This window comes from Acinetobacter sp. BIGb0102 (assembly GCF_003815055.1).
Lineage (GTDB): Bacteria > Pseudomonadota > Gammaproteobacteria > Pseudomonadales > Moraxellaceae > Acinetobacter > Acinetobacter vivianii.
Window position 1 is genome coordinate 86,377 of the sequence record NZ_RKQE01000010.1, and the last position, 21,304, is coordinate 107,680.

The 21,304-nt window shown below is 40.3% G+C and carries 24 protein-coding genes and 1 pseudogene; 13 read left to right on the plus strand and 12 right to left on the minus strand.

Translation table 11 applies throughout. The features are described from left to right. Entirely contained in the window at positions 1–366 is a 366-nt protein-coding gene (locus EC846_RS03170) for a hypothetical protein (RefSeq protein ID WP_123774170.1), read from the plus strand. A 41-nt stretch (positions 367–407) separates the two neighbouring features. On the opposite strand, the gene EC846_RS03175 is transcribed toward EC846_RS03170, so the two are convergent. After that, positions 408–1,403: a glycosyl transferase family protein gene (locus tag EC846_RS03175; protein ID WP_123774172.1), complete on the minus strand. Its 996-nt coding sequence runs from the start codon at positions 1,401–1,403 to the stop codon at positions 408–410. A gap of 247 nt (positions 1,404–1,650) precedes the next feature. Between EC846_RS03175 and EC846_RS03180 the strand changes: the two genes are divergently transcribed. After that, entirely contained in the window at positions 1,651–2,796 is a 1,146-nt protein-coding gene (locus EC846_RS03180; RefSeq protein ID WP_123774173.1) for an acyl-CoA dehydrogenase family protein, read from the plus strand. Positions 2,797–2,856: 60 nt separating this feature from the next. On the opposite strand, the gene EC846_RS03185 is transcribed toward EC846_RS03180, so the two are convergent. Next, positions 2,857–3,798: an alpha/beta hydrolase gene (locus EC846_RS03185; protein WP_123774175.1), complete on the minus strand. Its 942-nt coding sequence runs from the start codon at positions 3,796–3,798 to the stop codon at positions 2,857–2,859. 195 nt (positions 3,799–3,993) lie between these two features. Between EC846_RS03185 and pheA the strand changes: the two genes are divergently transcribed. From pheA to EC846_RS03205, 4 genes are all read left to right on the plus strand, one after another. Then, on the plus strand, positions 3,994–5,103 hold the full coding sequence (pheA, locus tag EC846_RS03190) for a prephenate dehydratase (RefSeq protein ID WP_004772565.1): 1,110 nt from the start codon (positions 3,994–3,996) through the stop codon (positions 5,101–5,103). 75 nt (positions 5,104–5,178) lie between these two features. After that, positions 5,179–7,428, plus strand: coding sequence for a bifunctional prephenate dehydrogenase/3-phosphoshikimate 1-carboxyvinyltransferase (locus EC846_RS03195; RefSeq protein WP_123774177.1), 2,250 nt, complete (start codon positions 5,179–5,181; stop codon positions 7,426–7,428). A gap of 287 nt (positions 7,429–7,715) precedes the next feature. Then, on the plus strand, positions 7,716–8,099 hold the full coding sequence (locus EC846_RS03200) for a hypothetical protein (RefSeq protein WP_004772562.1): 384 nt from the start codon (positions 7,716–7,718) through the stop codon (positions 8,097–8,099). 103 nt (positions 8,100–8,202) lie between these two features. Beyond that, entirely contained in the window at positions 8,203–9,663 is a 1,461-nt protein-coding gene (locus tag EC846_RS03205; RefSeq protein ID WP_123774179.1) for an aminoacyl-histidine dipeptidase, read from the plus strand. 108 nt (positions 9,664–9,771) lie between these two features. On the opposite strand, the gene EC846_RS03210 is transcribed toward EC846_RS03205, so the two are convergent. From EC846_RS03210 to EC846_RS03225, 5 genes and pseudogenes are all read right to left on the minus strand, one after another. Next, positions 9,772–10,356, minus strand: coding sequence for a hypothetical protein (locus EC846_RS03210; RefSeq protein WP_123774181.1), 585 nt, complete (start codon positions 10,354–10,356; stop codon positions 9,772–9,774). A 246-nt stretch (positions 10,357–10,602) separates the two neighbouring features. Further along, complete coding sequence (locus EC846_RS03215; protein WP_004772559.1) at positions 10,603–11,061, minus strand: DIP1984 family protein; 459 nt, start codon at positions 11,059–11,061, stop codon at positions 10,603–10,605. 114 nt (positions 11,062–11,175) lie between these two features. Further along, a pseudogene (locus EC846_RS18425) lies at positions 11,176–11,310 on the minus strand (RtcB family protein); the annotation flags it as partial. Positions 11,311–11,325: 15 nt separating this feature from the next. Then, positions 11,326–12,396, minus strand: coding sequence for a DUF2157 domain-containing protein (locus EC846_RS03220; protein ID WP_123774183.1), 1,071 nt, complete (start codon positions 12,394–12,396; stop codon positions 11,326–11,328). A 90-nt stretch (positions 12,397–12,486) separates the two neighbouring features. Then, complete coding sequence (locus tag EC846_RS03225; RefSeq protein WP_123774185.1) at positions 12,487–13,116, minus strand: alpha/beta hydrolase; 630 nt, start codon at positions 13,114–13,116, stop codon at positions 12,487–12,489. Positions 13,117–13,241: 125 nt separating this feature from the next. Between EC846_RS03225 and yaaA the strand changes: the two genes are divergently transcribed. From yaaA to EC846_RS03245, 4 genes are read left to right on the plus strand one after another with little or no spacing between them, the layout of a single operon-like run. After that, positions 13,242–14,024 carry a peroxide stress protein YaaA gene (gene yaaA, locus EC846_RS03230; protein ID WP_123774186.1) on the plus strand — a complete coding sequence of 261 codons (783 nt, stop codon included), beginning with the start codon at positions 13,242–13,244 and terminating at the stop codon, positions 14,022–14,024. Between the two features lie 21 nt (positions 14,025–14,045). Then, positions 14,046–14,309 carry a hypothetical protein gene (locus EC846_RS03235; protein ID WP_123774187.1) on the plus strand — a complete coding sequence of 88 codons (264 nt, stop codon included), beginning with the start codon at positions 14,046–14,048 and terminating at the stop codon, positions 14,307–14,309. Positions 14,310–14,318: 9 nt separating this feature from the next. After that, positions 14,319–14,939, plus strand: a complete 621-nt coding sequence (locus EC846_RS03240; RefSeq protein WP_123774188.1) for a metal-dependent hydrolase — start codon at positions 14,319–14,321, stop codon at positions 14,937–14,939. A gap of 22 nt (positions 14,940–14,961) precedes the next feature. Then, positions 14,962–15,417 carry an NUDIX domain-containing protein gene (locus tag EC846_RS03245; protein WP_123774189.1) on the plus strand — a complete coding sequence of 152 codons (456 nt, stop codon included), beginning with the start codon at positions 14,962–14,964 and terminating at the stop codon, positions 15,415–15,417. Between the two features lie 52 nt (positions 15,418–15,469). Here the strand turns inward: EC846_RS03245 and EC846_RS03250 are convergent, their stop codons facing one another. The 5 genes from EC846_RS03250 to EC846_RS03270 form a co-directional block, all read right to left on the minus strand. Further along, entirely contained in the window at positions 15,470–16,255 is a 786-nt protein-coding gene (locus EC846_RS03250; RefSeq protein ID WP_004639328.1) for a thiazole synthase, read from the minus strand. Between the two features lie 23 nt (positions 16,256–16,278). Continuing rightward, the gene (gene thiS, locus EC846_RS03255; protein ID WP_005286303.1) at positions 16,279–16,476 is read right to left on the minus strand and encodes a sulfur carrier protein ThiS; all 198 of its coding nucleotides are present in this window, start codon (positions 16,474–16,476) and stop codon (positions 16,279–16,281) included. A gap of 9 nt (positions 16,477–16,485) precedes the next feature. Further along, positions 16,486–16,851: a DUF423 domain-containing protein gene (locus tag EC846_RS03260; protein WP_123774190.1), complete on the minus strand. Its 366-nt coding sequence runs from the start codon at positions 16,849–16,851 to the stop codon at positions 16,486–16,488. A gap of 107 nt (positions 16,852–16,958) precedes the next feature. Continuing rightward, positions 16,959–17,828 (minus strand): RNA polymerase sigma factor RpoH, encoded by an 870-nt coding sequence (rpoH, locus tag EC846_RS03265; protein WP_004772546.1) that lies wholly within the window; start codon positions 17,826–17,828, stop codon positions 16,959–16,961. Between the two features lie 131 nt (positions 17,829–17,959). Beyond that, positions 17,960–18,199: a sulfurtransferase TusA family protein gene (locus tag EC846_RS03270; protein WP_032810678.1), complete on the minus strand. Its 240-nt coding sequence runs from the start codon at positions 18,197–18,199 to the stop codon at positions 17,960–17,962. Positions 18,200–18,555: 356 nt separating this feature from the next. Between EC846_RS03270 and EC846_RS03275 the strand changes: the two genes are divergently transcribed. The 3 genes from EC846_RS03275 (at position 18,556) to fba (ending at position 21,272) form a co-directional block, all read left to right on the plus strand. Then, complete coding sequence (locus EC846_RS03275) at positions 18,556–18,768, plus strand: cold-shock protein (RefSeq protein WP_004653893.1); 213 nt, start codon at positions 18,556–18,558, stop codon at positions 18,766–18,768. Positions 18,769–18,869: 101 nt separating this feature from the next. Further along, positions 18,870–20,021 (plus strand): ATP-dependent RNA helicase RhlB, encoded by a 1,152-nt coding sequence (gene rhlB / locus EC846_RS03280; protein ID WP_123774191.1) that lies wholly within the window; start codon positions 18,870–18,872, stop codon positions 20,019–20,021. A 213-nt stretch (positions 20,022–20,234) separates the two neighbouring features. Next, the gene (fba, locus tag EC846_RS03285; RefSeq protein ID WP_004772540.1) at positions 20,235–21,272 is read left to right on the plus strand and encodes a class II fructose-bisphosphate aldolase; all 1,038 of its coding nucleotides are present in this window, start codon (positions 20,235–20,237) and stop codon (positions 21,270–21,272) included. Positions 21,273–21,304 lie beyond the last annotated feature (32 nt).

The window sequence follows — 21,304 nt, forward strand, 5'->3', positions numbered from 1 at the left end:
ATGTTTAGTGGAATTACATTTGCAAAACAGCCGATCGAATGTTTACTCAAAGTGAAAGTTGTCGCCAGCCAAAAATATGCTTTGCCTCAAACAGAGTATACACCCTTAAAGAATGATGGTTATCCCATGTTATTGATTGGGATTAGAGTTCTGGATGCTCAGACGATGCGAAGCTCTCAAAAGAGCAAAGCCCATTATTCATATTGTAATAAGCTGATTGGTCAGCAGCGAGATGCTTATCTATCTGATGCCTACGATTCAAACAAAATCACATTTAAAATTGGCGATCAACTCATCTTGAGAAATATTCACTCTTCAGGTCAGGAATATCCATTTTGGCCAGATTTTTATTATGTTGAAGATTAAGACCAAGATTATGCAATATAACCTTGGTCATTAATTCTAGATCAGAAACGACTTTCCCAAAGCTCTTTCGCTTTTGTCATTGCATCATCATAGCGACTGACCACACCCATGGTATACAACGCAATCCCCATCGTTTGGATCACTGCCATTTCTCCATATTCATGCGTTTGTTCACCCAACCAAACTGCTTTAAATACTGTAAGATCAAGCTCTTCTTCAACAGGGCTGCGGTCAGGAGTTAGTTTTGGCAGCTCATGTTCATACAATTCACCATTTTTAATCCCACAGATTAAAGTTTTGGCATCAGGATTACGTTCAAACTCACCACCTTCACCTTTAATCACGGCACTGTTTTGATAACCTAGACGGAAAGCAGTTTGCTGGTGTGACGTTCGATAGGCAGGGTGGAAAATGGCCTGTAAAGTAGCTTTGGCATTAAATGGATTAATCAGGCGTGCCAGTGTATGAATCGGAGAGCGTAATCCCATCACATTTCGCAGTGAAATAAGTTCGCTTAAAATAGGTGAGATGGCTTCTAGCGGAAGGTAGGCAAAGTTGTGCTGTTGAAGTTGTTCACGGACATCCTGTTCATTCTGGCAAATAGAATAGCCTAAGTATTGCAAAACCTGTTCAGTATAAACACGGTTAATCGTGTGACCAGATGCACCGTGCATCACAATCTTGTAACCATGATGCGCTAAAGTCAGTGCAGCCAATAAAAACCACGGATAGTGTTTACGTTTACCTGCATAAGAAGACCAGTCAAGATCCACTTCAAGTGGTTGAAAATTAAGCTGGTCACGCGTAGCTTGGACAAAACCTGCCAGTTCATCGACAGATTCTTCTTTAACGCGGAGTAGCATTAAAAATGCGCCAAGCTGCACATCTAGCACTTCATCTTTCAAGATCATGCCAAAGGCCTGATAAGCCTCTTCGTAACTGAGTGAACGTGAACCTGTTTTGCCTTTCCCTAAAATACGAACATATTGAGCAAATGGATGTTCTGCGGTTTTATAGATATTTCGTTTTGTGTTCATGGCCGTATTGAGGATTGTCACTAAGAATGAAATCAATATGACATAAAATAGAGACTTGTAGCATAAAAAAACCAATAGGCTGTTTAATCAATAAACAGTTGTGGTCTGGAAAGCCACCGTGCAAACAAAATTATTGACCCAATCAGTCTAGTGATTTGATGTAAACGGGACATGACATCTGATCTAAAAGTTATTAGCATGACTTCGTACAAATTTTTAAGAACAAAGAAAGCGAAAGGAAATAAAGATGTTAGCTTATGATGCAGATTTGGAACTCTTCCGTGATAATTTTAAACGCTTTATGAGCGAGCAGATTGCACCGCATTATGATCAATGGGAACGTGAAGGCATTATGCCGCGTTCAGTGTGGTCTGCATTGGGTGAAAATGGATTCTTGTGTGTGGATGTACCAGAAGAATACGGTGGTTATGGTGTGCCAACACATTATTCACTCATGTTGGTGGAAGAGTCTGCCCGTGCAGGTTACTGTGCACTATCGACTGCAATTTCATGTCACTCTGAAATCGCTGCACCGTATATTCAGCACATTGCAACAGAAGAACAAAAACAATACTGGTTACCAAAAATGGTGTCGGGTGAAGTCGTCGGTGCGATTGGTATGACTGAACCAGGTGCAGGCTCAGACTTACAGGCAATGCGTACCAGTGCAATTTTGCAAGATGACCACTATGTATTAAATGGTTCGAAAACCTTTATTTCAAATGGTCAGCATGCTGATCTGGTTGTGCTTGCAGTAAAAACTGATCCACAGGCGCGTGCTAAAGGTGTGTCATTGATGTTAGTCGATACGCATTTGGATGGCTTTAAAAAGGGCACCAACCTCGACAAAATCGGATTACATTCACAAGATACCTCAGAGCTGTTCTTTGATAATGTCAAAGTGCCGAAAGATCAATTGCTAGGTCAAGCAGGGCAAGGTTTTGCTTACTTGATGCAGGAGCTTCCGCGTGAACGTACTGCGATTGCGGCGACAGCTTTAGGTGCGATTCGTGGAGCAATTGATTTAGCAACGGCTTATGTCAAAGAGCGTCAGGCATTTGGTCAGGCAATTTCACAATTCCAGAATACTCGTTTCGTCTTGGCACAAGCGAAGATTGATGAGTTGGCAACTGCTGCTTTCTATAACCAAAACGTTGAGCTATATAACGAAGGCAAACTGGACGTAGAAACTGCTGCGGCATTGAAGAGCTTCAGTACTGATATGCAAATGAAAGTTGCAGATAACTTACTTCAGTTATTTGGTGGTTATGGTTATATGACTGAATACCCAATTTCACGTTTCTTCGTTGATGCACGTATCCAGCGTATTTATGGTGGTACCAACGAAATTATGAAAGAAATCGTGGCGCGTGGAATTATTGGTAAAACTTAATTCATACGCTTCAAAGAATAGCCTGCTCAATAGCAGGCTGTTTTGTTTCATGCAGGAGGATTAAGGCTTTGGTTCATCAAATAAGGCCGCACAGCGTTCAGTTTGACATCCTGCAAGTAGAATGGCTTTGGGTAAGCTGGCATACATATTGGTCAGGTGTTGTTCAGCGGGATGTTGAAAATACCAAAAAGAAAATTGTTTTGAGTGTTGGTCTTTAAAATTTTGATAGAAATCATTTTGCTTTTTTAAAGCATCTGGATTTGCCGCGGGTCCTTTGCCTAATTCTTGTGTACCCACGGTGGTCATGAGCATCACGTTTTGAGTTGTATTGGCTTGATTCTTTAACCATTCAGCCTGTCTATTTAATAAGGCATAGTTGTCAAACCAGAGTGAAGGGCTGGCTGCAATATAGCGCTGAAATGTTTGTGGCTTGGAAAAGAAGGTATGTAATGCAAACAAGCCGCCAAAGGAGTGTCCGAATAAGCTTTGTTGCTGGGCATTGACTTTAATCCGTGAACTGATTGCTGGTTTCAGTTCTTTATCCAAAAACTGGATGAACTGGTCTGCACCACCATATTGATATTTTGCCTGCGCTTGAAACTCAGCAGACGTTTTAGGGGTATAGTCTAAAGCACGTTTTTGCACATCAAACGTGCTCTGGTCAGGATAGCCTACAGCAACAATCACCACAGGATTAAGCCCCAAACGATTTGCACCTGCACCAACTGATTTCGCAATATTGGCAGCGCTTTCAAAAGCAGCATTGCCATCTAGAACATACAGCACAGGAAAGCCTTCTACAGGCGCTGCACGATCAGGAATAGAAATCTGAATCAGGTAGTCCTGAGCAGTATATTTCGATTTCAGGATAAAACTTTGTCTGGTCTGGGTATTTGCTTGCACTTCACGTACTGAACTGGAGCTTGCTGTAGAAGGCTGCGCAATCACGGATTGGGTCGCGATCATAAGAGAAAAAGTTAAAATACCAAGACGTTTCAACATCACTTTATTTACACTCGTCAAAATTTTGATAAGAAATATATAATGAAAATCATTATCAATAAAGTTTAATGGGAAAAAGAGTTAAAACTCAGCGTGTTTAATGCATAAAAGTATTGTTATACTCTAGCTCGGATAATCGATTCATAGATAGATTGTAATCCATTCTTATAGATGATTTTGCTGAGGCTGCATTCAATGGTAAACGATGGACAAAACACATCGAATTCACTTAATTTAGAACAAATTCGTAACGATATTGATAGTGTTGATCAACAAATCCAAGAGTTACTCAACCGCCGTGCGACACTGGCAGAAGCGGTAGCTAAAGCGAAATTTGCATCCGAAGAAAATCCACTGTTTTATCGCCCAGAACGTGAAGCGCAAGTGCTCCGTAAAGTCATGGAGCGTAATCAAGGGCCTTTGTCTGATGCAACCATGGCACGCTTATTCCGTGAAATCATGTCGGCATGTCTGGCGCTTGAAGCTCCACAAAGCATTGCATTTTTAGGGCCAGAAGGGACGTATACGCACTCTGCTGTGTTAAAACATTTTGGTAAAGATGCGGTTGTGCGTCCATTACCAACCATTGATGAAGTCTTCCGTGAAGTTGAAGCGGGCAGCGCACATTATGGTGTTGTTCCTGTAGAGAACTCATCTGAAGGGATTGTGAACCATACGCTGGATTGCTTTAAAGCATCGACAGTGAATGTGATTGGTGAAGTTGAGCTTCGTATCCATCACCAATTCCTTGTCTCAGAAAATACCCGTAAAGACAGCATCAAACAGATTTATGCGCATCAGCAAACCTTGGCGCAATGCCGTAAATGGCTAGATGCACATTATCCAGGCGTTGAGCGTGTTGCACTGAACTCAAATGCAGAAGCGGCTCGTCGTATTCGTAACGAATGGCATTCTGCTGCGATTGCATCTGATATTGCGGCAAGCATGTACAATCTTGAGATTTTACATAGCAATATTGAAGATAACCCAGAAAATACCACACGTTTCCTTGTGATTGGGCGTGAGAAGATTCCTCAAAGCGGTAATGACAAGACCTCGCTATTAATCTCTGCACATGACCGTGCGGGTGCTTTATTGGAAATTCTTGCACCGTTTGCGAAGCATCAAATCAGCTTGACCAGCATTGAAACACGTCCAGCTTTACCTGAAAAATGGGCTTATGTGTTCTTTATCGATTTAGAGGGACATATCGGTCAGGAAAATGTTGCGGCGGCATTGGAAGAAATTCGTCCAATGGTAAAAGAATTACGTGTACTCGGATCTTATCCAATCGCTGTTTTATAATCCCGTTCTATAGAATGGATAGATGACTTCGGTATCTATCCATATCAATGTCGTCTCATTAGGCAAATATGTTTTATGTCTCAACCATTATTTAAAAAAGTTGCATTTATCGGACTTGGACTGATTGGGTCTAGTCTTGCCCGTGTGATTGTGGCAGAACAACTTGCATCTCAAATTGTGGCTTCAACACGCTCAAAAAAAACATTAGAAGATGCCAAGACACTCGGTCTTATTCAACACGGTTATGCAACGCCTGAAGAAGCAGTTCAGGATGCAGATTTAATTGTTTTAGCATTACCCGTTCGTGCGACACAAAAAGTGCTTGAACAGATCAAACCCTATCTTGCCGAAAATGCCATTATTACCGATGTAGGTAGTACTAAAGGCAATGTGGTTGAAGCGGCAAAAGCAGTATTTGGTGAAAATTTACCTGTCGGTTTTGTGCCGGGGCATCCTATTGCAGGTGCAGAACATACTGGTGTGCATGCGGGTAAAGTTGATTTATTCGTCAATCACAAAGTGATTCTAACGCCACTGCCGACCAGCGCGGAGTGGGCGGTTGAAAAGCTGATTCAGCTTTGGTCTGCGGCAAAAGCAGAAGTGATTTGCATGGATGTTGCTAAACATGATGAAGTGTTGGCACATACCAGTCATTTACCGCATTTGATGGCATTCAATCTGGTTGAGCAACTGGCAAATCGTGAAGATAATCTAGATATTTTCCGCTATGCTGCGGGTGGTTTTAGAGACTTCTCTCGGATTGCAGCCAGTGATCCACAGATGTGGCATGATATTTTCTTTGCCAACAAAACCGCAATTTTGAATGCTGTTGATGGCTTCGAACAGCAATTATCCGTTTTGAAAAAATTGATTGAACAGGAAGATTCGCATGCGTTGATGGGGCTACTAGGCCACGCGCAAGCGGCACGCCAACATTTTAATCATATGTTAGCCAAAAAACCTTTGATGGAGAAAAACAAGGTGACACAGCAATTTAGCATTTTACCGGGAAAGAAAACATTTACAGGTAAATTCACCGTACCGGGTGACAAATCTGTGTCACATCGCTCAATTATGTTTGGTGCGATTGCAGAAGGCACGACTCATGTGACAGGCTTTTTGGAAGGTGAAGATGCCCTCGCAACTTTGCAGGCTTTCCGTGACATGGGCGTGAGCATTGAAGGACCAAAGAATGGTGAAGTGACCATTCATGGTGTTGGTATGCAAGGCTTAAAAGCACCAGCAAGCGCATTGTATATGGGCAACTCAGGCACCAGTATGCGTTTGTTATCAGGCATGCTGTCTGCGCAAAAATTTGACTCTGTCATGACGGGTGATGCCTCATTGTCTAAACGTCCAATGGAACGTATTGCTAAGCCACTTCGCGAAATGGGTGCACTCATCCAGACCACCGGCGAGAAAGGTACACCACCTGTGAGTATTACAGGTAGTCAGGCGCTTAAAGGAATCCAATACGATTTACCAATGGCGTCAGCTCAGGTGAAATCAGGCATTTTATTAGCTGGTTTATGGGCTGAGGGTGAAACTTCAGTGACTGAACCAGAACCGACGCGTGATCATACTGAGCGTATGTTGCGTGCCTTTGGTTATGATGTAAAAACTGAAGGCAATAAAATCTCACTTGTCGGTGGTGGCAAGTTAGTCGGTACAGATATTCAAGTGCCTTCGGATATTTCATCTGCTGCATTCTTTATGGTGGGTGCTGCGATTACTGAAGGTGCTGATGTGGTACTGGAAGCGGTCGGTATTAATCCAACTCGTACAGGTGTGATCGAAATCCTTAAGCAAATGGGTGCTGATCTGACAGTGGAAAATGAACGTATTGCAGGTGGTGAGCCGATTGCAGATATTCATATCAAAGGTTCAAGAACATTGAAAGGCATTCACATGCCAGAAGATCAAGTGCCTTTAGCCATTGATGAATTCCCGGCATTGTTCATTGCTGCTGCGTGTGCAGAAGGTCAAACTGTATTGACAGGCGCTGCTGAGCTTCGTGTTAAAGAATCTGACCGTATCCAAGTGATGGCAGATGGTTTGAAAATCATGGGGATCGACTGTACACCAACGGAAGATGGCATCATCATTGAAGGCAAAGGTAAATCTGGCGACTGGTCAGCGATCTTTACGGGTGGTGAAATTGAATCACATCATGACCATCGTATTGCCATGAGCTTTAGTATGGCTGGTTTACGTACCTCAGGTGAAATTACGATTCATGGTACAGAAACGGTTGCGACAAGTTTCCCAACCTTTACCGAGCTTGCAAATTCAGCTGGATTGGATTTAAGTGTTGTAAATCCGTAATCTAATTTGAATTAAGTAGCATTCAGCTATTGAAGGTTGAGTGCTGCTTTTTTTATGTGTTTATCTCTAAAAAGAATTTGTTAAAACCATCCATTTAACGCTTAAATACTAAAAATGATGACTTCTCTGATGTACATATCTAATCGGGTCGAAATTTATCAATTTAACAATAGAACTAAGACAATCAGCTAATCGTTTAGAGACGATTGTATATATAATAATTCAGAGTATAGGCGTTGGATTTAGGTTGTGATGCGGCGCTAAAATATAATAAAAGAGGGAATAGCATGAAAACGTTGCAGTTTATAGCAGATTGCCCAAAACATGGAGTGGTCGATCATCCACCCAATGAGTGCTATATCACACAAGAGTATGTGGCTGCACTGCTGTTTAAACAATTAGAACAATATGGTTTTGATGCACAGCATATTCGTCATGAGCATGAAAAAATTGAAGTGCGCATCGACAATCATCAATTGCCGCTTTCGATTTTATGTTCGCAACAAGATACCGAAGGGCATATTTTGTGTGAGATTTCAGCCAATCCACAACGTGAACAAGCGTGGTTTGAAAAGATCGAGACGCAAAGTATTATTCGCCAACTGGCTCAGGCCGTAGAAAATAGTTTAAAAGCAGAGCATAGTTTTTCTCAGTTTGTATGGAAAAGCTAAGTCTTTTTTACAAATAGAATCTTAAATGAAGTGCATTAACATCATGACCGTTTCTGTGTATGGTGTATATTGATTTAAACGCTTTATTTGAGAGTATAGGTGCATGATACAGGTCGATTTTTCTAAATTATCACCCCAAGTGGTTTGGCAACATTTTGAGACCTTATGTACCATCCCTCGGCCTTCCAAGCATGAACAACAATTAAGACAACATTTAAAAGATTGGGCGGAACAGCGTAAGCTCCAAACTTATGTCGATAACATTGGTAATCTGATTATTCGCAAAGCGGCAACTGTAGGTAAAGAACAGGTGGCTGGTGTGATTTTGCAGGGGCACTTGGATATGGTGACTCAGGCAAATCGCGGAACCCAACATGATTTTTTTAAAGATCCCATTCGACCTGTATTAAAAGATGGCTGGCTAATTGCTGAAAATACCACTTTAGGTGCGGATAATGGGATTGGTGTTGCATTGGCACTGGCGGTATTAGAATCAAATGATATTGCACATGGGCCGATTGAAGTCTTATTGACCATTGATGAAGAAGCGGGAATGAGTGGTGCGCGCTTACTCGAATCTGGCGTTTTAACTGGACAATGGCTTTTTAATATTGATACCGAAGAATGGGGCGAGCTATATCTTGGCTGCGCAGGCAGTATTGATCTGGAAGTGGGGCAGCCACTTGAATATGAAACAGCACCAAATGATTTAATCTTTGTAGATTTACTGGTATCAGGGCTAAAAGGTGGTCACTCTGGGGTTGATATTCATTTAGGTCGAGGGAATGCCAATGTCATTCTAGCCAATTTCCTCAATGATTATTTGACACAATCCAATGGTCGATTGGTTGAATTTGTCGGTGGAACAGCACGCAATGCCATCCCGCGTGAAGCTGTTGCAACCATTGCAATTCAGGCAGAACAACTTACTGATTTGAAAAACGCTGTGGCAGCGACACAAGCTGCATGGCAACAGAAACTACAGGGCATTGATGATCAGTTGCAAATCACGGCACAGCAAAATACCAGTCAGATAAATGAAGTCATTGCCTTGCATCAACAACAAGCGTGGTTGCAGGCATTAGCAACGTGTCCTTATGGTATTGCTCAATGGAGTAGCGCTTTACCTGATGTGGTCGAAACCTCGAATAATATCGGTGTGGTAAAGCTGACTAAAGACGAAGCAAAAGCCTTGATTATGGTTCGTTCGATGGTAAATCAGCACGCGTTAGCCTTTGCTCAGAACATTCAACAGCACTTTTCTCATTTCCAGATTCAATCTGAATTAACGCCGTTAGTATCAGGTTGGACACCGAATCCAGAGTCGGCTGCGTTAAAGTGCTTACAACAAGCGTATCAATCCGCATTTAAAATTGAGCCAAACTTGAAAGTGATTCATGCAGGTTTGGAGTGCGGCATTATTGCGGAACATTATCCTGATTTGCAAATGGTGTCTTTTGGCCCAGATATTCAGGGCGCGCATGCACCGGGAGAGCGAGTTAAAGTGGATACGGTAGAGAAATGCTGGAAGTTGTTGGTGACTGCTCTGGAGTCTATTAAATAAGCCCTTAATAAAAAGAAGCTCAAAGATGAGCTTCTTTTACTTTAACTGTGATCTGAAACAGTGTTTTATCCAACTTGATAAATTCAATTTCACAATTAAACCTGTGAATTAATCTTCCCAATGGAAAAAAGCATCAAAGTAGCAATATCCATGATTTGTGAAATTTGTATGTACCCCATAATTTGAAGGTAATTTTATTTTTAATTGTTTTTGATTTAATCGAATTAATTCAAATTTTGATAGTAATTTCTCAATCTGTTGTGCAATCAATATAATATTTGAATTTTTAATTTCATCAATTTGATCTAACTCTGGAAAACCATTAAAACGTTCTATTTTTCGGGTTTTACTTTGCCAACGATATTCATCTTCAATCATAATGAAATAGGGAGCTATGCGACAAAAATATATTTCTAATCCCAGAAAGTTTTGGTTATAGGATGTATATAGCTGTTTTGTACGAAATTCGTCTTTGAAGAAAAAAGTAGGAATATAAGATGCATAACCTGAACCATAGTGATCAAAATCTACGAGGAATTGTGTACCAGATAGTTTTGAAATATCTAAAAATATTTGTTTATAGTGTTGATCAATTAAGTTTTCATTATTTGTGCTCCATGGGAACACATCTGAAATAGAATCTCCCGAGATCAATGATTCAATTTCTAATTGTGATAATTGAAAAAAACTCATAACTTTCCATTAAGGTTAAATGAACATACTGTCAGTACATGGTAATGCGAAGTAACGTGTCACTTTGCTTTCGGCAAAGGTTTACGAGGTACATGGTGCTGAGCCTAATCTGTGAAGATTGATGCACGGCTCACATGCTGCCGTAGCCGCCTGAATTATTTTCAATCCCTCAAGCGGATGCAGGATCTTGTACTCGCCCAGTATGTCCAAACTGTGATTGTGAACTAAATTCACAAAATCTGTTGTCTATTCGACTAAATCAATCTGCCAATTGGCAGCCTGAATCTTGATATTTAAATCACGTAGTTTCGCGCTGATATCATCGGCTTGTTTTTGCAAGCTAGAAACAGGGATAACCTTCTTCCATTTAATCTCTCGTGAACTATAACGATCAGATTCACGATGGGTATTGGCAATCGCATCAACTAGAATCTTATGCTGTTCTGCATAATTATCACGTAAGCTTAATAGGGATAGCAATATTTTGCCATCCTCTAATTTTGCTTGCGCATTGGTCAAATGAATACGACAAATCAATTGATTGCTTTCTTGGGTCAAAGCAAACACTTGTTTGATTAGCTCATTTGGATCTTCACTCGGTTCATCACCATCTTGTACCAATACATTGGCATTGATCCGTTGTTTTAATGAAGCGAGCTTTTTTTGTTGATCACTTCGAAGTAAAAGTGCTTCTGCGAGTTTCATTTTTCTATCTCTATTTTATTCCAATCAAAACTATTATCAGGTAAAAAGTCTGAATCACAGGCTTGAGTATGTTGCATAGCCCAATCAAAACCTGTTTCAATTTGATTCATTAAATCACCCTTTAACATACGCCAGTTGTCTTAATGTATAAACCACTTCAACCAAATCCCGTTGTGGTTTCGGCTTATAGGTCGATGCAATTTTATCAATCACAGTAACATCTTTACGGCCTTCCACATCTTTAGTTTGAGAGACTTCCAGTAATCATTCTCCTAGACGATCTTTCTTATTTTGAGATGGGCTAGATAGAAACTCTAAATTCCAGAGTTTTTCGGCATGCCGACCTAGCCACCAGAAAGATGCTGCCAATATAATAAAGAAAATGGCTTTGTGCATACCATTCCAGAAGAACTCAAAGTACTTGGTATATAGGTTGATAAATAAGAAGGTGATACCAAAACCACGTGAGGTGGCATCGTCATGTTTCAAACCATAGACAATTGCAATGATGGCAATAAATGCGAATAAAACACCCCAATGCAACAGCTCATATTGTTTAACGTTATACCAGCTACTTAAGTCACCATAGTTGCCAAAGATTGATAGAAGCCACAAGGCAATAAATAGATAAAGCAATCCCATGACATAAGTTGAGTGTGCAAAATCTTTAAAATGCGCATAACGTTTAAAGAGAAGACTCAATCCAATCAGTACACCACCAAAGAATACAAAGCGTAAAGGGAAGTTCATCCCTAGATAATACGCACCCCAACCAGACATATAACCTGTTTCAGTTCCAAACCATGAACCCAATGAGAGTAATGAAAATACCCAAATCAGTTTGGATGGGAACCAGAAGGCAAGAGCAGCATAAATGAGGGTTGAGAGCAGGAATAACAACGAGAAATGTCCGCTGCCAGTATCAATCGCTTGTCCGAAATAAGCCACAGATGCTGCTGTAGAGAGCACACCAGCAAAAATTATGGCTTCATTGCTAAATTGATGCAGTGGTTTGGTTTTACGTCGACGATATGCAAAGCCATAAAAGGCCGCAGCGACTCCTGCAAAAATCAGACAAGGAATGATTTTGGAATCAATAAATATTTTTTCAATCAGTTCCATCAAGAACTGATCCGCTGTAATTGCGGCAATGGCAATCACGGCACAAATCATCGAAATCCAGAATGAGTATTTTGCCAAGCGTTCCCAGTCAAAAGGACGAATCGAAATACTATGCTTTAACTCATTGGCAACATCAGGCGTAATGGTGCCTTGTTGTTGCCATTGTTCAATGGTTTGCTTTAAAAAAAGTCCTTGTTTTTTATTTAATTTCATTAAAGAACCCGAATGTCTGTACATCTATACTGATATAACAGACATTGGATTGAAAAGACGTATAGTTTTCTTAGTAATTTGTTGTTAAGTCTACAGTTTTAAAAAGCGAGCAATCACTTGTCTGAGCTGTTTTAAGTAACCTGTAAAGAAATGATTGGCACCTGGCAAAATCGTGATTGGATGTTTTTGCGGTTTTGCCCATGCAATCATATCTGATAGCAAGGTAATGTCATCTTGCTCGCCATGAACAAATAAGATATCGCCGTCAATTGCAGGGGTTTTATAGTGGCGTAAATCGACTACAGAACCAGTTGGTAAACCACAGAGCACCAATTGTTTCGGACGTAATTCATTACTGAGTTGTGCTTGGCATTTTGCCAACACATGAGAACCAAAGCTAAAGCCACCAGCGTAGAAAGTAAGTCCTGCATGCTTCTCGCGGGTATATTCAATCACAGCCATGATGTCATCAGTTTCGCCGTGTCCTTGATCATGTGTGCCTTCACTGCCTGCTAGACCACGGAAACTTGGACGATAAACTACACAGCCCATTTCATTAAAAATCTGAGCCAGTAGCACAGGAACTTTATGATTTGGTGTCCCGCCTTGCAAAGGATGTGGATGGCAGACAACAGCAAAACCTGTGACTTCACCTTGAGGTTGATCGACAAACATTTCAATTTGACCAACAGGACCTTGGATGAATAATTGCTCAGACATAAGATACGCAATGGATAATGGAAGAATCCACTATTTTACCGATAATGAAGAATGAAAACACGAATTGGCATTAAAAATTATCAACTGTTATAGTTTCACCAAGATAAATTTATGTTTGATTGATTATGCTTGCTTTAATTTCTCCTGCTAAAACACTTGATTACACAACAGCACTTCCTACAGATACACATACCCAACCACGTTTGTTGGCACAATCACAACAGTTGATTGATGTATGTCGTAAGCTTTCGGCAACTGAGATCGCGTCGTTAATGACGGTAAGTGAGAAAATTGCCAACTTAAATGTAGAGCGTTTCCGTGACTGGAATGCTGATTTTAATTTTTCCAACGCACGTCAAGCCTTGTTTGCATTTAAAGGTGATGTGTATACGGGTTTAGATGCTTATCACTTAAAAGATCAAGATATTGATTTTGCCCAGCAGCATTTGCGTATGTTGTCTGGTCTTTATGGATTGTTGCGTCCTTTGGATTTGATGATGCCGTACCGTTTGGAAATGGGAACTAAATTAAAAAATACCCGTGGTCATAATCTGTATGAGTTCTGGGGCAGCATCATTACGGATCAAATTAACAAAGATTTATCTGAAATTAATTCGAAAGTATTGGTAAATTTAGCCTCTGACGAATATTATAAGTCTGTGAATGAAAAGAATATTCAGGCGGAAATTATCAAGCCAGTATTTCTGGATCAGAAGAACGGAAAATATAAAGTCATTAGTTTCTATGCGAAAAAAGCGCGTGGTCTGATGGCAAGATACTTGATTGAAAATAAATTAAGCCAAGTAGAACAATTAAAAGCATTTGATAGTGAAGGTTATTACTTCGATGCTGAAAGTTCATCGGATAAAGAATTGGTCTTTAAGCGAGATGAACAGCACGCAGCGTAAGTTTACCTTGGGCAGGGTGGGATGTTAACCAAAGAGCATTTATTAAAGTACGCAATATCGTCTGATCAAGTTTGTGTTAAAGGGCATTTAACAGAACCTCGCAGTTATGGAGTGTACGCACTACCATTAGATACAGATGGTACTCGACGATTTCGATTTGGTAATCATCCCATGCGCCAGCAGGAACTAAAACATGAGTTTGGTTCCTGCACTTTGTATCAGCTTTTTCTTGAGCGCAAAGATGCTGAATCTTTAGCAAAATGGCTTAATAACGCATTTCAGTGATAATTGGCAATGCAGCAATATTTAGCCGTATTGGAAAAATCATGGTTTGAGCTGCATCAGCATTATCATTTTTCTGAGCCGCAGAAAATTTTTAACAAGTTGATTGCTGCCTATAGTGAAAAGCAGCGCGCTTATCATACAGTTCAGCATTTATATGAATGTTTGGTGTTGCTTGAATCGATTCGAGCCAATTTGAATGATGCAAATGCTGTTGTATTAGCACTTTGGTTCCATGATGCGGTTTATGATCCGCAAGCAAAAGATAATGAATTGAAGAGTGCCGAGCTATTTGAGCAATATGTAGCTCATAATTTATCAGCAGATGTTGTTCAAAAGATAAAGCGATGGATTGTTGCGACGCAAAAGCACGAATCGACGCATGAGTTGGATTTACAATTTTTACTGGATATTGATTTAGCGATCTTGGCTGCATCTCCAGCGCGTTTTGCAGAATATGAAAAACAGATTCAAAAAGAGTATGCTTGGGTTAATCCTGAGATTTACTCCCTTAAAAGAAAAGAAGTTTTAGCGCACTTTTATCAGACTGAACCGCTGTATCAAACGGAATATTTCCAACAGAATTTTGAGCAACGCGCTAAAAGCAATTTAAAGAATATAGTAGATTATTAAAAACGAATTCATTGAGTGATAAATGAAAGATTTAACATTAGAGATAGCAGAGGGAAAGCTTAATATCCGTGTGGCTGCTTGGATAGAACATGAAGATCAGATTTTGGTTTCTACATTTCCAGATGGAAGTATTTCTTTAGTGGGTGGTCGATTAAAATTTTCAGAAACTACTTTAGAGGGGATTCAACGAGAAGTGTTTGAAGAAACAGGAGAGTATTTTAATTCGCCTGTGCTCTTTGCGATTGTTGAGAACTTTTTCTATGATCCTGTCGTAGGACAGCATTTCCATGAATTTCTTTATATTTATAAAGGTCAGATCCAAGCCAAAGCTTTTTATCTTGATGATGCAACTGAAGCTCAAGTGATTTCATGGATGCCAAAGCGTGAGATCAAACTGCTAAAGCCAGATGTCTTAAGTGACCTTGCTGTACGATCAAATGAGCATGTTGTTCATCTCATTAATCTGGAATCAAGATAAAATCATCATTGCATTAAAAAAGGGAGCTCAAAAGCTCCCTTTAATATTTTTCTTACTTAAAGAAATACCCAGTCTCAGGCGAGCTGGCATTCGCCATACGCTTACGTGGCATACGACCCGCTAAAAATGCTTCACGACCCGCTTCAACTGCTTTTTTCATTGCAGAGGCCATCAGAATCGGGTTTTGAGCGGCAGCAATCGCCGTATTCATAAGAACGCCATCACAACCGAGTTCCATTGCAATGGCAGCGTCACTGGCTGTACCAACACCCGCATCTACCAAGACAGGAACCTTAGCATTTTCTTTAATGATTGAAATGGTATGAGGATTCAAAATACCAAGACCAGAACCAATCAAACTACCCAAAGGCATAATCGCAACACAGCCCATGCTTTCAAGTTCTTGGGCAACAATCGGGTCGTCCGAGGTATACACCATGATTTCGAAACCATCATCAATCAATGTTTGCGCAGCTTTCAGGGTTGCAGTGACATTTGGATATAAGGTTTTTTCATCACCGAGTACTTCTAATTTCACCAGATTATGACCATCAAGTAGCTCACGTGCCAACATACAGGTACGAATCGCACTATCTGCATCGAAACAACCTGCGGTATTGGGCAAAATCGTGTATTTCTCAGGTGGAATCACTGAAAGTAGATTCGGTTGATCGGCATGCTGACCGATATTTACACGACGAATCGCAACGGTGACAATTTCTGCACCACTAGCTTGAATGGCTAAATCGGTTTCATTTAAATCTTTATATTTACCAGTTCCGACCAATAAACGTGATTGAAATGTACGTGAACCAATAATTAAAGGGGAATCTTGCATGGGCTTACTCCATTTTTAGCCAATTAGCCGCCACCAACAGCTTGAATAATTTCAATACGATCTTCAGGAGCAATTAAGGTCTGCTCAAGTCTACTTTTCGGAATAATCTGTTGGTTCTTCTCAACAGCGAAGCGTTTACCTTCAAGCGTCAAGCTTTGAATGAGTTGCTGTAGATTTTCACAAGACGTGTCTGTTGACTCGCCATTTAAATAGATGTGCATGATAAATCCTTATTTCGCATGCTTAATCGCTTGCCATGCGAGCATTACCCAGCCCGCAATCATAAATGCACCGCCAATCGGGGTGATTGCACCTAAGATTCTCGGTAGACCAAGCGCCATAATGTACAACGAACCACAGAAAAAGATGATGCCAATTTGGATCAAAATATAAGGAATTTTTATAGAGAAAGTTGGCGTGGTTTTATGTAGGACACCTAAAATCAGTAAGCCCAGCGCATGATAGAAAAAGTACTGGGTTGCTGTACTCCACCAAGCGAGCTGCTCTGGTGTAGCAAAAGATTTAAGACCATGTGCACCGAAAGCGCCGACCATGACTGCAAGCGCAAGATTAAGCGCTGAGATTGCTATCCACATAATGAGAATGGAACAAGAAACTTGATGAACAAAGTTAACATATTCGGATGTTTAAACAAAGCCAGATAAAACAAAAGGGCATGAAAGCCCTTGTGTTTGATTTAATCTTAACTCGCTGACATAGCGGTTTTGATTTTTTCCATTGCATTCTTTTCTAACTGGCGGATACGCTCAGCAGAAACGTTATATTCAGCCGCCAACTCATGCAAAGTTGACTTGTCATCATCTAACCAGCGACGTTGCAAAATATTACGCGAACGGTCATCAAGCTGATCCATTGCCTCGTGTAAAGCAGAAGTACTTTGTTCTTCGTAGTCTTCTTCTTCAACTAGACGTGCTGGATCGTAACGATTATCTTCTAAATACAGCGCTGGAGCAGTGTGTGGTGTATCGTCATCATCATCGCCTTGCGCTTCAAAAGCAGCATCATAAGCGGTTAAACGACCTTCCATTTCTAACACCTGCTCAGGTGTTACATTTAAATCATTAGCAATCGATTTTGCTTCTTCTAGCGTCAATCGTTTACTTGATTTCTTGAGGCTACGTAAATTAAAGAATAGTTTACGTTGTGCCTTGGTGGTCGCGATTTTGACGATACGCCAGTTACGAATCACATATTCATGAATTTCAGCTTTAATCCAGTGCACTGCAAAAGAAACTAAGCGAACGCCCATATTCGGATCAAAGCGCTTAACGGCTTTCATTAACCCGAGGTTACCTTCTTGGATGAGATCACCTTGTGGTAATCCGTAACCTGCATAGCTACGTGCAATATGTACGACAAAGCGGAGGTGTGACATTACCAAAAGTTTGGCAGCATCAAGGTCTTGGTCATAATAATAACGCTCAGCAAGTTCTTTTTCCTGCTCGGCCGTTAAAATTGGAATTTGATTGACAGTACTGATATATGCACCAAGGTTTACGCCTGGCGCAGACAATGACAGGGGCATCAATTGATTGCTGCTGTCAGTAGTCATGGAGTCTCCTTATAGGATGGTATTTGAGTCAACAATTTCATCTTAATGCGAATGTTCTTCATCACTAAGGAAATTTGAGTATAGAAATGTAAAGTTAACTATTTTATCTTTACCAAGAGTTTAGCAAAGAATCACATAGATTCAATTAAATAGTGAAATTCATTGTCTGAAATTTTTTGTGTCTGGCACTGAAGTTGCTGAATTTGGCAATATCGTGTTACATCAATTTCACTGTGTGGATCTGATGATTTCAATAAAAACTGTGTTGGACGGTCTGCTTTTTTTAAAGCGCGCTTTAACATCAATAGGGGCATTGGGCAGGGTTGTCCCAAGGCATCAATAATTTCAGGTGAATTTGGTGTACCAGTCATAAGCATTTAAATTGTTCCATTCAAACGTATGTTAACAAATTTTCGCGTAATTTTTATGATAAAAATTTCATTAAAAAAACAGCTAAATTATTGAAAAAACCTGATAGAACAGATGGAAATAACTAAAAATAATCCTATTAATTGTCATAAACCCGTGCTAAGCTCGATGCGTTTTAGGAAGAGTTTAATACAATATTAATGTAATAAACCCTATAACAAATGGATGTAACCGGAAATTGTTGATAGTTTTACAGAATGATTACAAGCTTTAAAATTATAAATATTTTAAAACCTTGTTGGCTCTGCTGTTTGCAACACCGGAAGGTCCTTATCTTTCAATATCTGAGGATTGACTTATGACAGCTCGTGAACAAGGCGTAGTAAAGTGGTTTAACGACACTAAAGGCTTTGGTTTTATTCAGCGTAATGGTGGTGATGACGTATTCGTTCATTTCCGCGCAATTATGGGTGATGGCCACCGTTCTTTACGTGACGGCCAACGCGTAGAATTCAGTGTTGTTCAAGGACAAAAAGGTTTCCAGGCTGAAAACGTTCAGCCTTTAGACTAATTTGTTGCTTTAACGCAATATAAAAACGCTCCAATGTAATTTGGGGCGTTTTTGTTTATAATAGCCACTTTCTTTTGGTCATTGATGGTTCGAGAGCATATATGACGTCTGGTTTTGAAACCTTAAATTTACATCCGCAGTTGAAGAAAGCGATTGATGCTTTGGGTTTTACAAAAATGACCCCAATTCAGCAAAAGGTTTTAAAATATACATTAGCAGGGCATGATGCCATTGGTCGAGCGCAAACGGGTACGGGTAAAACCGCTGCTTTTTTGATTAGCGTGGTCAATGATCTGTTAAATAATCCAGTTCAAGAACAGCGTTTTCGTGGTGAGCCACGTGCGTTAATTTTAGCGCCAACTCGTGAGTTAGCGTTACAGATCGAAAGTGATGCACAAGCATTAACCAAATTTTCAAATTTACATCTGGTCACTTTGTTGGGCGGCGTAGATTTTGAAAAACAAAAGAAAATGTTAGACCGTAATTTTGTCGATATTATTGTGGCTACTCCTGGTCGTCTAATTGATTTTGTCGAGCAAAAAGAAGTCTGGTTAGATAAAATTGAATTCTTGGTCATTGATGAAGCAGATCGCTTGCTCGATATGGGCTTTATCCCGTCAGTAAAGCGAATTGTTCGTTTTTCACCATTTAAAGAGCAACGTCAAACTTTAATGTTCTCTGCAACATTTAGCTATGATGTTCTTAATCTTGCACGTCAATGGTTATTTGAGCCGGTTACGGTAGAAATTGAACCTGAGCAAAAAACCAATAATGACGTTGAACAGCGTGTATATGTGGTTGCAAAAGAAGATAAATACAAACTATTGCAAGAGATCTTACGCGAAGAACCGATTGATAAGGTGATGATCTTTGCGAATCGTCGTGATCAGGTGCGTCGTTTGTATGATCATTTAAAGCGTGATGGTTATCGTGTGGGTATGTTGTCGGGCGAAATTGCACAAGATAAGCGTTTGAAGATGCTGGATCAATTTAAGCAAGGTAAGAACAATATTATGATCGCGACTGATGTTGCGGGTCGTGGTATCCATGTGGATGGTGTTTCGCATGTCATTAACTTTACCTTACCTGAACAGTCTGATGACTATGTACATCGTATTGGTCGTACTGGTCGTGCAGGTGCGCAAGGCGTAAGTATCAGCTTCTTATCGGAAGATGATGCTTTCTATTTGCCTGAAATTGAAAAAGCGATTGGTAAGAAATTGCCTTTAACGCGTCTGGATGGTTATTGCTAAGTCTGAATCTACTTTGATTTAAGCGATTTCTGACAGAGAAAGTTTTTCAAAAAAAGACCAAATTATTTTGTGATTTGGTCTTTTTTATTATTTAGTAAGATTTGCTACTCAAATTACACAAAAGATTAAAGATTTTTTTATAATTCCTGTGATTAGTTGCTGAATTGAAATAAATCAACATGTAGAATATGGCGCATTACCTGGGAGGATATTATGGCTCTAATCTCAATGCGCCAGCTCTTGGATCACGCTGCAGAATATAACTACGGCGTACCAGCGTTTAACGTAAACAACTTAGAACAAATGCGTGCAATCATGCTCGCTGCGGATGCAACAAATTCACCTGTGATCGTGCAAGCTTCAGCTGGTGCGCGTAAATATGCAGGTGCACCTTTCTTACGTCATCTTATTTTAGCTGCGATTGAAGAGTGGCCACATATTCCAGTGGTAATGCACCAAGATCATGGTACAAGTCCAGATGTTTGCCAACGTTCGATCCAGTTGGGCTTTAGCTCAGTCATGATGGATGGTTCATTGGGTGCGGATGGTAAGACACCAACATCTTATGATTATAACGTTGATGTAACCCGTCGTGTGGTTGCAATGGCGCATGCTTGTGGTGTTTCAGTTGAAGGTGAGATTGGTTGCTTAGGTAGCCTTGAAACTGGTATGGCTGGTGAAGAAGATGGTGTTGGCGCTGAAGGCGTACTTGATCACTCTCAATTACTAACTTCTGTGGAAGAAGCGACTCAGTTCGTTGCTGATACCAATGTGGATGCTTTGGCAATTGCTGTTGGTACTTCACACGGTGCGTATAAGTTTACTCGTCCACCTACAGGCGATATTCTTGCAATTGACCGTATCAAAGAAATTCATGCTGCATTGCCAAACACGCATCTTGTAATGCATGGTTCAAGCTCTGTGCCGCAAGAATGGTTAGCTGTGATTAACCAGTACGGTGGTGATATTAAAGAAACTTATGGTGTGCCTGTAGATCAGCTTGTAGAAGCGATTAAACATGGTGTGCGTAAGATTAATATTGATACCGATTTACGTTTGGCTTCTACGGGTGCAATGCGTCGTATGATGGCAGAAAAACCAAGTGAATTTGATCCACGTAAATTCTTTGGTGAAACTGTTGAAGCAATGAAAGAAATCTGTGTTGCTCGTTACGAAGCATTCGGTACAGCAGGTCATGCAGACAAAATTCGTCCAATTTCTTTAGAGAAAATGGTTGATCGTTACAAATAATTGATTTGTAATGCAGAAAAATAGCGGCAATT